Source organism: Vibrio sp. 10N.247.311.13, assembly GCF_041467595.1.
Lineage (GTDB): Bacteria > Pseudomonadota > Gammaproteobacteria > Enterobacterales > Vibrionaceae > Vibrio > Vibrio crassostreae_C.
Genome location: NZ_JBFSUX010000023.1, coordinates 1 through 14,166, shown reverse-complemented (window position 1 = coordinate 14,166; position 14,166 = coordinate 1). Strand labels below are relative to the sequence as shown.

The following is a 14,166-nucleotide window of genomic DNA, read 5'->3' as shown; positions in this document are numbered from 1 at the left end:
CCCATATGACACTTGATGAAATTGCTAAATTGGCTGGAGTATCGAAAACCACGGCCAGTTATGTCATCAACGGCAAGGCGCAGAAATATAGAATCAGTGAAAAGACTCAGCAGAAAGTCATGGCGGTTGTGGAAGAGTATAACTACCGACCAGACCATGCTGCTTCGTCGCTGCGTGCTGGTAATAGCCGTTCATTTGGTTTGATTATTCCTGATCTGGAAAACAGCAGTTATGCGCGTTTAGCAAAACTGATAGAGCAGAACTCACGTAAAGTGGGCTATCAGATTTTGATTGGCTGTTCAGATGATGACGCTGAAACCGAGCGAAAGGTCGCTGAAGCTTTGGTCAGTCGTCGTATTGATGCTTTGCTGGTGGCGAGCTCAATGCCAGACGCCAACGAGTTCTACTTGAAACTGCAAAACTCAGGTACCCCAGTAATTGCGATTGACCGTCCGTTAGACGATGAGCACTTTGCTTGCGTGATCAGTGAAGATTTCGAGGCTGCATTTGAACTGACCCACTCGATTCTCGATGACAGCATTCATAGTGTTGGCTTGATCGGTGCGTTACCTGACCTGAACATTTCACGTGAACGTCAGCTGGGTTTTGAAGCGGCGAATAAAGCACATACTCAACAAACAAGGCTAGCAGAAAACAAGCCGATGGTAGTGGGTTATGGAGAACACTTTGATAGAGAATCAGGGCGCGAGATTTTTGAGGGTTGGATTGCCAAAGGCACGGTGCCTGATGCGATTGTGACTATGTCTTACACTTTGTTAGAGGGTGTGTTGGATGTGATGGTTGAAAAGCCAGAGCTGATTAATCAAGTAAAACTGGCAACCTTTGGTGATAACCGACTGCTCGACTTCTTGCCTTTTAAAGTCCATTCACTGCCTCAGCAGTTTGAAGTAATTGCCGACAGCGCTTTTGCTTTGGCGCTGAATGCATCGGCTAAGCGTTACCAAGCTGGCATTGAACTCGTGCCAAGAAGCTTAGTGAAACGAGGCTAAACGCGGTTATATTAGGCTAATTCGTAAACGTATCTAGCTTGGGTTTAACAATAACCCCAGTTCTACGACCGCAACAATGCCGAGCAACAAAGCCAACACTTTCCAAAACTGGATCGGGTTTCGGTTTATCAAAGGTTGCTTGGCTTTGCTTTTCACCAAGCTTTGGTTTGGTGTGTAAAGGTCAGCGACAAAATCCCCCAACACTTGATGACGTTCGCTTGGTGATTCCGCGCAGGCTTTTTGTAATACCAAATCCACCCAGCTTGGTAAGTCAGCTCGTTTCTGTGTGATGGGTTGGTATTCCCATTGATGGTGACGAGATTGCTTAAGCGATTGTGCGGTCATTTCAGAGTAGGGTAATTCACCGGTTAGCATCTCATAGCCGATTACAGCGATAGAGAACAGATCAGAGCTGGTGGTCGCGCTGTTGTGCTTGATGGTCTCGGGTGCAATGTAATTGACCGCGCCTAATGGTGTGTCGTCCTTGTCAGTGAGCTCTCCCTCTTCAAGACCTCTCACTAACACCGCACCAAGGTCGATGATTTTTACCTCACCATCACGTTGAATCATGATGTTCTCGGGCTTTAAGTCTCGGTGCACCATGTCTGCACGTTGTAATACTCGAATGCCTTGAGTGATCTTTTCTAATATGTCGCGCACTTCATTGAGTGACGGTTTTGGGTTGTCGTACATCCATTGTCTTAGGGTGATACCTTCTACCCATTCGCAGATTTGGTATAAGAATTGCGAGTTCTCTGGCGTCGGGTAAACCTTCATTACTCTCTTGTTTTTTAACAAGATCCCCGCCCATTGTTCATTAAAGAAAGCTCTGAGTTGCGAAGGGCTATCGTGATATTGAACGGAAGGGACTTTCAGCACGAACTCGGTTTGTGTCTCTTTCTGCATCACACGATACACATGGCTTCTTGACCCTGCATACAACACCTCAAGTACCATGAAGTTGTCGATACTTTGCCCGAGCTTTAAAGCGGGTGGGATTGCCCGTTTAGCCAGCTTCTCATGGAATTCAATCAGCGAAGGTTTAGGCAGATGGCTGACTTGCACAATCAAGCAGCTCACGTTGTCTGAGCTATTGTGGCTTAAAGCGGTGTTACAGATGGTTTGCGCTGCGTATTCGAAATCCGCTCCGGGTTTATCGATGTGTTCTTTGAAGGTGTTGGGAGATACAAACTCGTGCACGCCATCAGATGTCAGGATAAAGCAGTCGTTTTTCTTGATAGGCAGGGTTTGATAGTCAACGTTGAGTTGGTTGTCCATGCCTAAGGCGCGTGTAAGATAATGCTTCTGTCCCATATTTTTACGGGTGTGGTCGCGGGTCAGTTGGCGTAATTCTCCATCTCTGAGTAAGTAAATGCGGCTGTCGCCAACGTGGAATATATGTGCGGTGTTTGATTTTAATATCACGCTGCTGAACGTCGAAACGAGGGCATTGTGGTTCACTTGTTGTGCGGGATGAATATTAGAAACAGACGTGTTGAAGAGCCAAGAATTGAGGGACGTTAAGACCTTTTGCGCCGAACGTTGAATGCTCCAGCTTTGGGGGGTTGCGTAATAGTCGTCGATAAACTGCATCACGCTAGTGTGACTGGCTTTCTGGCCGTGTTCACTACAACTTGCTCCGTCTGCAATGCAGGCAACACTGCCTTTCAACTCTTGCTCTGCGCGAGTTTTAGGGTGTTTTACAATGATGGCATCTTGGTTTTCATCACGTACGCCTTGATTCGAATAACCACCAAACTTAAGCGTTAACTGGTTGTTGGATTCTGGCGTGATGACTTGCCCTTGGCTGAATGAAATTGTCATAACTTGTCTTCTTCTTAACTGCTCTTCTTCCCGCTTCCTTGACAGAACATCCTAGGAAGAACAAAAGCCCTAGTGAACTTAGAGCCTTTGAACGAAGCACCTAGCATTGATGTATCCGCTAAGGTGCCTCTCCCGATTCAATAATATCAATGCTTCTTAGTACAGACCCTAGCTTGAAACATTAATCAGCGTGACACTGCCGTCGTCGTTTACTTCGGCGATTTGACCGTTAGGCTCTTCCATGAACAGCAGAGTCACAAAGCCAAGTACCGCTGTTGCAGCAATCACTAAGAAGAATGTTTGGTAGCTCACGAATGACAACACAGTTAGGTAAACTACCGCACCCACGTTGCCGTAAGCACCCGTCATACCAGCAATTTGACCTGTCATACGACGCTTGATTAGAGGAACCGTTGCGAATACCGCACCTTCACCCGCTTGCACGAAGAAAGAACACGCCATCGCCGCGACAACTGCTAGCCATACAGGCCATGTGCTGTCGACTTGACCCATTGCGAAGTAACCCACCGCAAGGCCAATCGTTAGAATAAGCAGTGTTGGTTTACGACCGAATTTATCTGAAATCCAACCACCACCTGGGCGAGACATTAGGTTCATAAAGGCATAAGCCGATGCAACCATACCTGCAAGAACCGGTGTTAATTCAAAGGTTTCAGAGAAGAACAGTGGCAGCATAGAAACCACAGCCAGTTCAGAACCAAATGTCGCGAAGTACAATACGTTAAGTACCGCAACTTGCTTGAATTTGTACTGGTGAATCTCTGGCACTTCTTCTTTAAATACGTTCTTGTTTACTTTCCAAACTTGCGACACTTCGTACACGTAAAGCGCAGCTAAACCGGCATACACTGAGTAAACCGCCATGTCTGACAACATGTTGATGTTGCTTGGTGATAGCTTCCAAGTCAGTAGCGCTAAAGCGGCATACATAGGGATCTTCATAATAAGTAGGAAGAAAAAGTCACCCTTTGATGTCACTTCCATCGCTGTTACTTGAGCAGGCTTGAAGTAAGTTGAACCTTTTGGTGTATCTGACACGTTTTTGTAGAAGATAAACGAGAACGCTAAGCTCATTACGCCAGTAATACCAACCGCATAACGCCAGCCGTCTTCACCACCAAACGCTAGAGCGAGAGTTGGAAGTGTGAACGCTGCTGCTGCTGAACCGAAGTTACCCCAGCCGCCGTAAATACCTTCTGCAGTACCCAGTTCGTTGTGTGGGAACCATTCAGACACAAGACGAATACCGACAACGAAACCTGCACCAATGAAGCCCAGTAGGAAACGAGCGATTGCTGCTTGAATGAAAGAGTCTGCCAGAGCAAACATGAAACAAGGGATAGAACAGACCGCGAGTAGCGAAGAGTAAACCAACCTTGGGCCGTATCTATCGGTTAGCATGCCTATTGCGACACGTGCCGGAATGGTCAATGCAACGTTGAGGATCAGGAGGGTTTTGATCTCTTCAGTAGAAAGACCAAGCGTAGTTTTTACCATTTGCAGTAGTGGGGCAAAGTTGAACCACACAACAAAGGTAATGAAAAAGGCCATCCAGCTTAGGTGTAATACCTTCATCTTACCCGTAAATGAAAGCAGCGAAAATTTAGTGTTATCCATGGTTTAAATCCTTTAAATCTGGAAAATTACCCGGTTTGTGCACCTGCGTTACTTCCGAACTTAGAACGCTTTTAATGTGCATAAACCATGTGCCGAAATTGCGCACGCTAATAAGCGTTTGCATGATGGTGTCGGCGGTTTAGTTAACTGGCGATAGCAAGTGGTGCGAGAACTTGAACTTGTTCTCCTTGCTTGCGAACTTCAAATTTCACGAGCTTGAGCTCAGGCTGTTCAAGACATTCGCCAGTTTCTAAGTGGTAATGCTGCTTGTATAAGGGTGAGGCCACGTAAGGTTCTCCGCTTAATGAACCAATTATACCACGTGACATCACATTCGCCTTGCCGATAGGGTCGTAATTAGAGAGCCCATAAAGCGTGTCGCTGCGCTTGCAGTAAAAAATAGCCACTTGGTTATCGTCTACTTTGGCGCAAATTCCCCCGTTTGGGGTTAGATCGCTGGTGCTGCATACGGTTGTCCAATTTTCCATGACTTTCTCCTAGTCTAAAATTGAGTTTTTATTTTTTTATTGATGAACCTGATGAACCTGATGAACCTGATGAAATTTATGAAACCTCAGTCACTTCGATTTGGTCTGCTTTTGCGAGCTTTTCATCGCGTTTTGAATTCGAAGCATCACTCAAGCTCGGCTTAGGAAAACGCTGCTCTCGCTCTTTGATGAAAGAGAGGCTAGTGTCCATTTCTTCACTGTTGATGTAGTGCTGGAAGCGCTTCATCTTCTCAGGGTTTTCAATGGTGGTTTTCCATTCACACTGGTACTTCTCGATGTTGAGTGCGATGTCCGCTTCGAGTTCTTCAGCCACGTTGAGCTTGTCTTCAATCACGACTTGCTTGAGGTATTCAATGCCGCCTTCGAGGTTCTCCATCCATACCGATGTACGCTGTAAGCGGTCTGCGGTACGTGTGTAGAACATCAAAACGCGGTCGATGTATTTAAGGAGTGTGGTTTCGTCTAAATCAGTGGCGAATAGGTCTGCATGACGAGGACGCATACCGCCGTTACCACAGATGTAGAGGTTCCAACCTTTGTCAGTGGCGATAACACCAATGTCTTTCGATTGGGCTTCTGCACATTCACGAGTACAGCCTGAAACCGCAAACTTGATCTTGTGTGGTGAACGCAGGCCTTTGTAGCGGTTCTCAAGTCGAATCGCTAAGCCAACACTGTCGTCGACACCGTATCGACACCAAGTGCTACCGACACAAGATTTCACGGTACGAACCGATTTACCGTAGGCGTGGCCCGTTTCAAAACCTGCATCAATCAGCTTTTTCCAGATGATAGGCAGTTCGTTAAGCTGTGCGCCAAACAAGTCGACACGCTGACCGCCCGTGATTTTGGTGTACAGGTCGAACTCTTTAGCGACTTCGCCTAAAACAATCAATTTATCTGGAGTGATTTCACCGCCAGCAATACGCGGAACTACCGAGTAAGTGCCGTCTTTTTGCATGTTGCCAAGGTAGATGTCATTGGTGTCTTGCAGCTCGATATGTTGATCTTCAAGGATGTAATCGTTCCAGTACGAAGCCAGAATCGAACCGACAGCCGGTTTACACACAGTACAGCCCAATCCGTTGCCGTGAGAATCTAACAGCTCGTCGAAGGTCTTGATTTTGTTGACGCGAATGATGTCGGTAAGCTCTTGGCGAGAATAAGCAAAGTGCTCACAGATATCGTTAGAGACTTCCACACCTAGGTTACTCAGTTCACTATCGAGAACCTGTTTCGCAAGGGCAGAACAACCGCCACAACCTGTCGAAGCATTGGTGGTTTCTTTCAAAGCCGCCATCGTGGTGCAGCCAGCAGAGACCGCGTCTTTAATGTCGCCTTTGGTCACATCAAAACATGAACAGATCACAGCGCTATCAGGCAGAGCTTCAACACCCATTGCCGAACCTGAATCATCTGCGACATTAGGTAGAATCAGTACTGATGGGTTTTCAGGAAGGGGCATATCGTTTTGCTTGATTTGCAGTAGCGAACCGTAGGCTTCTGCATCACCGACCAAGACGGCACCGACAATCTTTGTGCCGTCAGCCGAGATGATCAGGCGCTTATAAACTTGTTCAATTTCATCGTTATAAGTATACGATTGAGCACCTTCTGTCTTGCCGTGTACTTCGCCAATACTGGCCACATCGACGCCAAGCAGTTTGAGCTTGGTGCTCATGTCAGCGCCGGTGAATGCAGCGTCGTCAGTACCGTCAGAGACAATATGCGAAGCCGCGATTTTTGCCATCGAATAACCGGGTGCCACTAAGCCGAAGATCTTGTTATCCCAAAGGGCACATTCACCAATGGCGTAGACGTTTTCTATATTGGTTTGACAGTGGTTGTTGATCACAATACCGCCGCGCTCGCCAATTTCGACATCAGAGCTTCTTGCTAGCTCATCTTGAGGGCGAATACCCGCAGAGAATACGATCATGTCGGTTTCTAAATGGGTGCCATCGGCGAAGTTCATGCGGTAGCGAGCGTTTTCGCCATCGACTATTTCAGAGGTCGCTTTCTCGGTATGAACTTGCACACCAAGGTCTTCAATTTTTCTGCGTAATAGGGCACCGCCACCCTCATCTAATTGAACCGCCATCAGGCGAGGCGCAAATTCAACCACATGGGTTTCTAAGCCAAGGTTTTTGACTGCGTTTGCGGCTTCTAAGCCCAGCAGTCCACCACCAATCACCACGCCCGATTTGCTGCCTTTACTTGAGAGCTCAATGGCGTCTAAATCTTCGATGGTGCGATAAACGTGGCAGTGTTCTTGGTCGTTACCGGGAATAGGGGGAACAAAAGGGAATGAGCCGGTCGCCAAGATTAGCTTGTCGTAACTTTCAACGTGACCACTTTCAGTGATGACTTGTTGATTGGCGGTGTCTAGCTTGGCAACCTTCTGGTTCAACAAGTAGTTCACGCCGTTGCTTTGGTAATACTCTTCACTGGTCAATGACAGGTCATCAGCGCTTTTACCATTAAAGTAAGCCGTTAGCTGAACACGGTCGTAGGCCAGCCTTGGTTCTTCACTGAAAGTAATCACATCAAACTCATCACTGTCTGATTGCAGGATGTTGTCGATAAATTTGTGTCCAACCATGCCGTTACCAACAACGACGATTTTCTTCTTGCTCATAATCCATTCCTTATTCTCGGCGTCACCATCACTAGCATCTAATTTCTAGTCGTTAGCAGATGAATACCGGGTTGAGATTCCACTCAATTCATAATCATCAAGAAAAACAAAAATGTTTTTTCTAAGTCTTGGTTTTTAGTGGAGCAAGGAGGATGCCAGATTACGGTTCGTTCATTTAAATAAAAATTAACTTATAATTTTCAGTGGTTTAAAAAATAGAGGTAGCACGCAATTACCCCTAAAGTGGTATGTAAAATTTTTGTTAGATTTATATAAATGAGCGTTTGTGGTGCAACTTTCAGCAAGATGGTGCAAAAATTAAGTTTCTATCTTGGTTAAGTTCTAATTGGTTCATTGCTGATATTTGTGTTTTTATTAAGTTGTTGTTTTTAAATGAAATTATTTGCTATGCATCAGCTGTTATTAAGTGGCGTGTTATTTGCTTGTTTTCACTTATTACAATTATGGATAATTGAGCGAGAAACGGATGACCGATTCAAACAGCGGCTGGATAAAATCGACCTGTGCTTATTGTGGTGTAGGGTGTGGAATAGAAGCGAGACCGACATCGCTAGGAAAACTAGAAGTGCGTGGTGATAAAGATCATCCATCAAACTATGGAAAGCTTTGTACTAAAGGGATCGCGCTTGGCGACACCGTCACGCCTTTAGGTCGTCTTACACAGCCTGCTTATATTCAGAATGAGCAAAAACAACAGCTGGATTGGAACAGTGCCACTCAGTTGGTCGCAGACAAATTTAATCAAACCATCGAAGAATTTGGGGCCGATTCGGTTGCGTTCTATGTGTCTGGTCAGCTGCTTACCGAAGACTATTACGTTGCCAATAAACTGATGAAAGGCTTCATCGGCAGTGGCAACATTGACAGTAATTCTAGGCTATGTATGGCTTCAACCGTGGTCGGGCATAAGCGAGCATTTGGCGCAGACACAGTGCCGGTGTGCTATGAAGATCTCGAGCAAGCCGATCTAGTCGTGATTACAGGCTCTAACCTAGCATGGTGTCACCCGGTACTTTTCCAAAGATTAAGAGCCGCGAAACAAGCCAACCCCGCATTGAAAGTCATCGTCATCGACCCGCGTTATACCGACACTTGTGAAATTGCAGACATTCACTTGGCATTGGAATCAGGCTCAGACGTCGCGTTGTTCAATGGTTTATTGGGTTACCTCGATGATAACGACAAGCTAGATACAGATTACATAGAAAACCACACTCAAGGCTTTACTGAATCGATTCGATCTGCGACTCACTACCGTTATACAGAGTCAGGTTATACCGAATCAGGCTGGGGCGACAAAAGTGTTCCTGAACTTACAGGGTTAACAGAGCAGCAGCTAAAACAGTTCTACAGTTTGTTTGCATCGAACGAGAAGGTGCTGACCATTTACTCCCAAGGCGTGAACCAATCGACACAAGGGTGCGATAAGGTAAACGCCATTATTAACTGCCATTTAGCCACCGGGAAAATTGGCAAGCCGGGCATGGGGCCATTCTCTGTAACGGGCCAGCCGAACGCGATGGGCGGACGTGAGGTGGGCGGTTTAGCCAATACCTTAGCGGCGCACTTTGAATTTGGTGACCCGCAATCACACCAAACCGTGAGTGAATTTTGGCAGACCGACAACCTAGCAACACATGCGGGTTTAAAAGCGATTGACCTGTTTGATGCCATGAATGAAGGCAAAATCAAAGCGGTGTGGATCATGGCAACCAACCCTGTTGTGAGCCTGCCTGATAGCGAAAAGATCAAAGCGGCATTAGAGAAGTGCCCGTTTGTGGTGGTGTCGGACTGCATTGCTGATACAGAAACCACACGCTTGGCCGATGTAGTGCTACCCGCACAAGGGTGGAGTGAGAAATCGGGCACTGTGACCAACTCTGAACGCCGAATCTCACGTCAACGCCGCGTGTTACCAAGCCCAGGGGAAGCCAAACCCGATTGGTGGATATTAAAAGAAGTCGCACAAAAAATGGGATTCAAAGAGCAATTTGAGTTCCGTCACGAAGGTGAGATCTTCAAAGAGTATTGCGAGATGACAGCGCTCGGCAATGAAACGGGCAAAGCGCGTGATTTGTGCTTAATTGGATTAACCAAACTGGATGAAAAAGGCTATGGCGAACTCACTCCACAGCAATGGCCAGTGTTAGAGTATCAACCAGAGATCATTGAGCAACGCATGTTCACCAATGGCGAGTTCTTTACTGAATCAGGCAAAGCGCAGTTTATTGCAGTTGAGCACGACAAACCGATTGCCGATACCAGCCTTGAATTCCCGCTTATCATGAACACAGGTCGAATCAGAGACCAATGGCACACCATGAGCCGCACAGGTTTGGCGGCAGGTTTAGGTGAGCATACCCCTGAGCCTTTTGTTGCGATGCACCCAGATACCGTTTCAGAACTGAACTTGGATGAGTTTGGGCTAGATGCTTTCAACCACGCCACTATTAACCCAGTGGTGAAAGTGCGCAGCGCACAAGGGGAGTGCCAAGCCCGCTTAGTGGTGACCAAAGAGATGCGCCGTGAACAAGTCTTCATGCCTATCCATTGGAACGCACCGACCGCCAAAGACAGCAAACCATGTGACTTGATCTTGCCTCATACCGATGCAGCTTCTGGTCAACCTGAATTCAAGCATACCCCAGTAGTGGTTGAACCATGTGGTTATCGCAGTGAAGCCGCACTAGTCAGCGACAAAGTGATGGACTGCAGTGGCTTTGATTACTGGGTTCGCCAAAGAGTGGAGGGCGGTTTTCTGTATCGCATCTCATCATCTAAGAACCCTATGGAGCTGGTTATTCAGCTTGCTAATACCCTCGATGCCTTGCCAGAACCTGACGCAGAAGCGATTAAATCACTCCATTACCACGGCAATAAATCATTCAAGAACTACGGCTCTGCCAAGCTGGGTCAATCTGGTGTAAAGCAAGCCTTCGTGGTGAACAGTAAGCTAGACCATCAAAGCATCGACTGGCTGGTGGAGTGCCTAACAAGAGAAGCCGATGAAGAGTTCGAAGCCGAGTTTTTGAGCACCATGGCGAAGTAGTTACTACCTCCCGCTCATCATACCTATAGCAAAAACGCCGACAATCATGTCGGCGCTTTTTTTGTTTGAGAATACAACTTCCAAGATACAACCTTCATAGCCTGAACTGCGGTTTACTCACATATTGGGGAGTTTTCTGCATTTTGCCGGAACTATATGGAAAATTTCTGCTTTTCGTCATGTTTGATACAAAGATAAGTAGGTAAGATGATGTTATTAAATGAGTTATTAGACTAAGTGCAGCGAGTCTTGGAAACTAGACAGAATTGTTTCAGGGACAAAATGCAGAATTATTCTGTCTAATATAGCTGTTAGATTTTAATCCGACTTCAGAGGTAAAATGAGTATACAAAAAGTGATGGAAGTGAATGCCCGCATGAATCGGATGCTTCAAAAACAGAGGCAACTCTCTGAACAGTTGAATAAAATTAATCGAGTTACCAAAGTATTTGAAAGACAAATGGCCCCCCTGCGTAAGATGGAAAAGGTCATAGCTAATCAAAAGCGTCTTCAAACCATCCTTAAAATGAACTCTCGCAACGTTGAGTTTATGCGTCAACAGCAAAATGTCATTTCGAAGTACAGTGAAATATCGAATCTGCTGCAATCGCGTTTAATTCAGCAGTATTCAGATGATGCCTTATGTCATGTTTTAACCGGCCAAGAATCTGAGCTAACTTCAGCAGATGTTACGATTGAATTAAATGATGTTGAAGTTGAAGAGTCACTTGTTGAGTTGAAGCAAGTGTCTTCAACCTCCGATGAGGCTTCATTTCTTGCATGGTACGATTCTAAAAAACCGTCAATTCAGCTTTTGATCACGCTAGTCCTTAACTATTGGCTTAGCGTACTTGTAAATTTATCAATGCCTCTATACGAAGATTGGGGATATATCTTTCAGCAAGAAAACTCAAGAACTGCTGTTAAATCAGTCGTAAGAGAGGCAAACAAAGAATTTGACTTGCAGTATTTGGAAGACTATCGCTTTGTAATAGCTACATCTCTTCATGTTCGTGCATCTGCAAGCATTAATTCAGAGGTTTTAGATAGTTTATCAAACGGCAGAGTTATAAGGTTCATTAGTAAATCTAAACGATGGGTCAAAGTTGAGTATTTGTGCCCAGACACCGGCGATGAAAGGGTTGGTTGGGTCTTCGCTAGGTATTTAGCTAAGTTCGAACTCTAAAATCGAACAAGCAATTTAAGAGGGATTCACAACGCTTGGCGCTTTTGCTTCTACTTCAGTTTTAGTGTTTATGGCACAATGCTTCAGGTTTGGGTGGAGGCGTTGTTCACCCCTTAATTGGGCTACATTTATTTTGGCTTACGGAACATATGGATAATCAAGAGATAGTATTAGTTGTAGGCACATTCGTCATCGAGAATTGGAAGTACCTATTAAGTGGTTTTGTCGGTTTGTTGTGTTCGGTTGCTGCGCTTTGTTGGCTCATATTGGGGCTATTGCACAAAAAGGAAGTTCGCATTCTTGAGCTTCAACTATCTCAACAAAGAGATTCTTTCACACAGTTTGAGTCTATAGTTGAGCAACGTTTTGAAGTTCTTCAGAAAGAAGCAGAGCAACTGAAGAGCAAGTTAATCTCAACAGCAAGCCATAGTCCGGAAATCAAGTTAGAGCTTGAAAACTCAACCAACAATGTCGTTCAACTTCCGGTTAATTCAACTGAAGAGTCGAAAGAAAATGAAGATAGTCGAGTTTCTACTTTTCTGAAGAGTGCAGATTTACTCAACAGCACAATTAGGTTACTTAATGCGTTGATATAAATGTATAACAAGCATTTAAGACGGATTCTGTACGCTTGGCAATTTCAGTTTAGGTCAGCTTTAGTGCTAAATGTGGCAAGGTTTTAGGTTGGGTGGTCGCGTTGTTCACCACTTAATGCGGCGTTGATACCGCAATCAATCATCTAACCTTTTCATAGCTTTACGGTAAACATCGCTACGTTCGCGTTTTCCGACTGCTAAGACGGTTACAATGATGACATCGTCTTCAACTTTGTAGACGAGACGGTAGCCCGATTGGCGCAGCTTAATCTTATACATGTTGTCAGCTCCAGAGAGTTTTGAAGCCGGAACATGCGGGTTATCTAAACGCTCGATTAGCTTTTTCTTAAATTGTTGTTGAAGCGTTGAGCCAAGCTTTTTCCACTCTTTGAGTGCACTCTTTTTAAAGTCGAGTTTATAGGTCATCAATATTTACCGAAATACTCTCTTCAGATTCACGCTCTTTCGCAATAGTTAGTAGTTCAAGATCTTCGAGTCTGTCCATCATCATTTCGTACGCTTCGGCTGGTACGCAATAAAATGCTGGCTCATTTCGGTTCAGTACAGCAACAGGTTCACCGTAAGCACTAGTTGCAACTTTCATAGGGTTAGCTTTCAACTCAGTAATGCTTGCAGCAACATCGGCTAAAATTCTAGTGGTCATTTAATAGGTCTCTTAAGTGGTCTTTATTTTGGTCATTTTAGCCTCAATCAAGCGGTATAACAAGTTGCTTAAGAGTGATTCTCAACACGTGGCATTTTTACTATGCGTTGGTTTATGTGTTTAAGGTATTATGCGGAGGCTAAGGTATTGGTTTGCTCACACCTTAGCAAGGCGTAAAGTGTCGATATCTTGGGATAATAGTTCTAGATACCTAATTCAGAATAGCTGCGTAAACCTTAATTTAGAGGCTCTTGAACCATGGTATTACTTATAGTTTGGTTGGCTATTTGGGTTTCTTCAGTCAAGCCACTTGCTTCTGTCGCCCGACGAACATACCGCATTAGAGTACAAAGTAGTTCGAATGGTTGGAAAAGTATTTTGTTTTCTATATTGGCTCACCTTACCTTTGTTCAACTATTTAGCTTTCCTGTAGATAGTTGGTTTTACTGGGTACTTCCAGTACTAAATGTTTTGTTTGTTATGCACATGCTCTTGCTCTTGGATTTGGTTCTAGATCGTTATCGGTGTTTTTCAAGGTAGTTGTCATCATTTGCTTACTTATTAAGCAGCTTCTCTTTCTGGATTTAGGTGAACGTCACCAACAGGCGCACAGTTCCTGATATCACCAGACCACCGCTCAGGCTTTCGCTGTTTTGCAGCGAGCAATACCTCTACACGACGCTTCAAGATCTCTTTATCTTTTCCATTGTGACGCTCTGAAGGCGTGACATAATTCAGCTTACTGTGCTTGTGCTCGGTGTTGTACCAGCGTACGAAGGCTTCAACCCAACTTCGACTACTGTCGATTGTTTCAAAGCCCTTTGTTGGCCAGCTTGGCATGTACTTTACCGTGCGGAACAATGACTCAACATACGGGTTATCATCACTGACTCTTGGGCGACTATACGATGAAGTAATACCTAACTCTTCCATTTTTTCTTTGAACGTCAACGACTTCATCGGCGCACCATTATCTGAGTGAAGAACCAGAGCTTGATTGAAGCACTGCTCTCGCATCAACGTTCGTTGCA

At 45.2% G+C, this 14,166-nt stretch carries 11 protein-coding genes; 4 read left to right on the top strand and 7 right to left on the bottom strand.

The genetic code is table 11. The annotated features are described in order from the left end of the window. Positions 1–5 precede the first annotated feature (5 nt). Positions 6–1,010 (top strand): catabolite repressor/activator, encoded by a 1,005-nt coding sequence (gene cra / locus AB6E52_RS11785; protein ID WP_029222703.1) that lies wholly within the window; start codon positions 6–8, stop codon positions 1,008–1,010. 33 nt (positions 1,011–1,043) lie between these two features. Here cra and AB6E52_RS11780 read toward each other — a convergent pair whose 3' ends face one another. The 4 genes from AB6E52_RS11780 to nirB all read right to left on the bottom strand — a co-directional run bounded on the left by AB6E52_RS11780 (position 1,044) and on the right by nirB (position 7,619). Further along, entirely contained in the window at positions 1,044–2,834 is a 1,791-nt protein-coding gene (locus tag AB6E52_RS11780; protein ID WP_017067038.1) for a bifunctional protein-serine/threonine kinase/phosphatase, read from the bottom strand. Between the two features lie 168 nt (positions 2,835–3,002). Beyond that, positions 3,003–4,472 (bottom strand): NarK family nitrate/nitrite MFS transporter, encoded by a 1,470-nt coding sequence (locus AB6E52_RS11775; RefSeq protein WP_017060867.1) that lies wholly within the window; start codon positions 4,470–4,472, stop codon positions 3,003–3,005. A gap of 143 nt (positions 4,473–4,615) precedes the next feature. Beyond that, a complete protein-coding gene (gene nirD, locus AB6E52_RS11770) occupies positions 4,616–4,960 on the bottom strand; it encodes a nitrite reductase small subunit NirD (RefSeq protein WP_012600889.1) in 345 nt (114 codons plus the stop codon). Positions 4,961–5,036: 76 nt separating this feature from the next. Next, positions 5,037–7,619 carry a nitrite reductase large subunit NirB gene (gene nirB / locus AB6E52_RS11765; protein WP_102319850.1) on the bottom strand — a complete coding sequence of 861 codons (2,583 nt, stop codon included), beginning with the start codon at positions 7,617–7,619 and terminating at the stop codon, positions 5,037–5,039. 472 nt (positions 7,620–8,091) lie between these two features. Between nirB and AB6E52_RS11760 the strand changes: the two genes are divergently transcribed. The 3 genes from AB6E52_RS11760 (at position 8,092) to AB6E52_RS11750 (ending at position 12,471) form a co-directional block, all read left to right on the top strand. Then, positions 8,092–10,689, top strand: coding sequence for a molybdopterin oxidoreductase family protein (locus AB6E52_RS11760; RefSeq protein ID WP_102319852.1), 2,598 nt, complete (start codon positions 8,092–8,094; stop codon positions 10,687–10,689). A gap of 340 nt (positions 10,690–11,029) precedes the next feature. After that, complete coding sequence (locus AB6E52_RS11755; RefSeq protein WP_102319853.1) at positions 11,030–11,875, top strand: SH3 domain-containing protein; 846 nt, start codon at positions 11,030–11,032, stop codon at positions 11,873–11,875. Positions 11,876–12,024: 149 nt separating this feature from the next. Beyond that, the gene (locus AB6E52_RS11750; RefSeq protein WP_038141683.1) at positions 12,025–12,471 is read left to right on the top strand and encodes a hypothetical protein; all 447 of its coding nucleotides are present in this window, start codon (positions 12,025–12,027) and stop codon (positions 12,469–12,471) included. 135 nt (positions 12,472–12,606) lie between these two features. On the opposite strand, the gene AB6E52_RS11745 is transcribed toward AB6E52_RS11750, so the two are convergent. The 3 genes from AB6E52_RS11745 to AB6E52_RS11735 form a co-directional block, all read right to left on the bottom strand. Continuing rightward, positions 12,607–12,897 (bottom strand): type II toxin-antitoxin system RelE/ParE family toxin, encoded by a 291-nt coding sequence (locus tag AB6E52_RS11745; RefSeq protein WP_005377002.1) that lies wholly within the window; start codon positions 12,895–12,897, stop codon positions 12,607–12,609. Beyond that, positions 12,887–13,135: a type II toxin-antitoxin system Phd/YefM family antitoxin gene (locus AB6E52_RS11740; RefSeq protein ID WP_004730320.1), complete on the bottom strand. Its 249-nt coding sequence runs from the start codon at positions 13,133–13,135 to the stop codon at positions 12,887–12,889. The genes AB6E52_RS11745 and AB6E52_RS11740 overlap by 11 nt, the downstream gene beginning before the upstream one ends. A gap of 561 nt (positions 13,136–13,696) precedes the next feature. After that, the coding region (locus AB6E52_RS11735; RefSeq protein WP_372189955.1) for a transposase at positions 13,697–14,166 on the bottom strand (470 nt) is incomplete at its 5' end.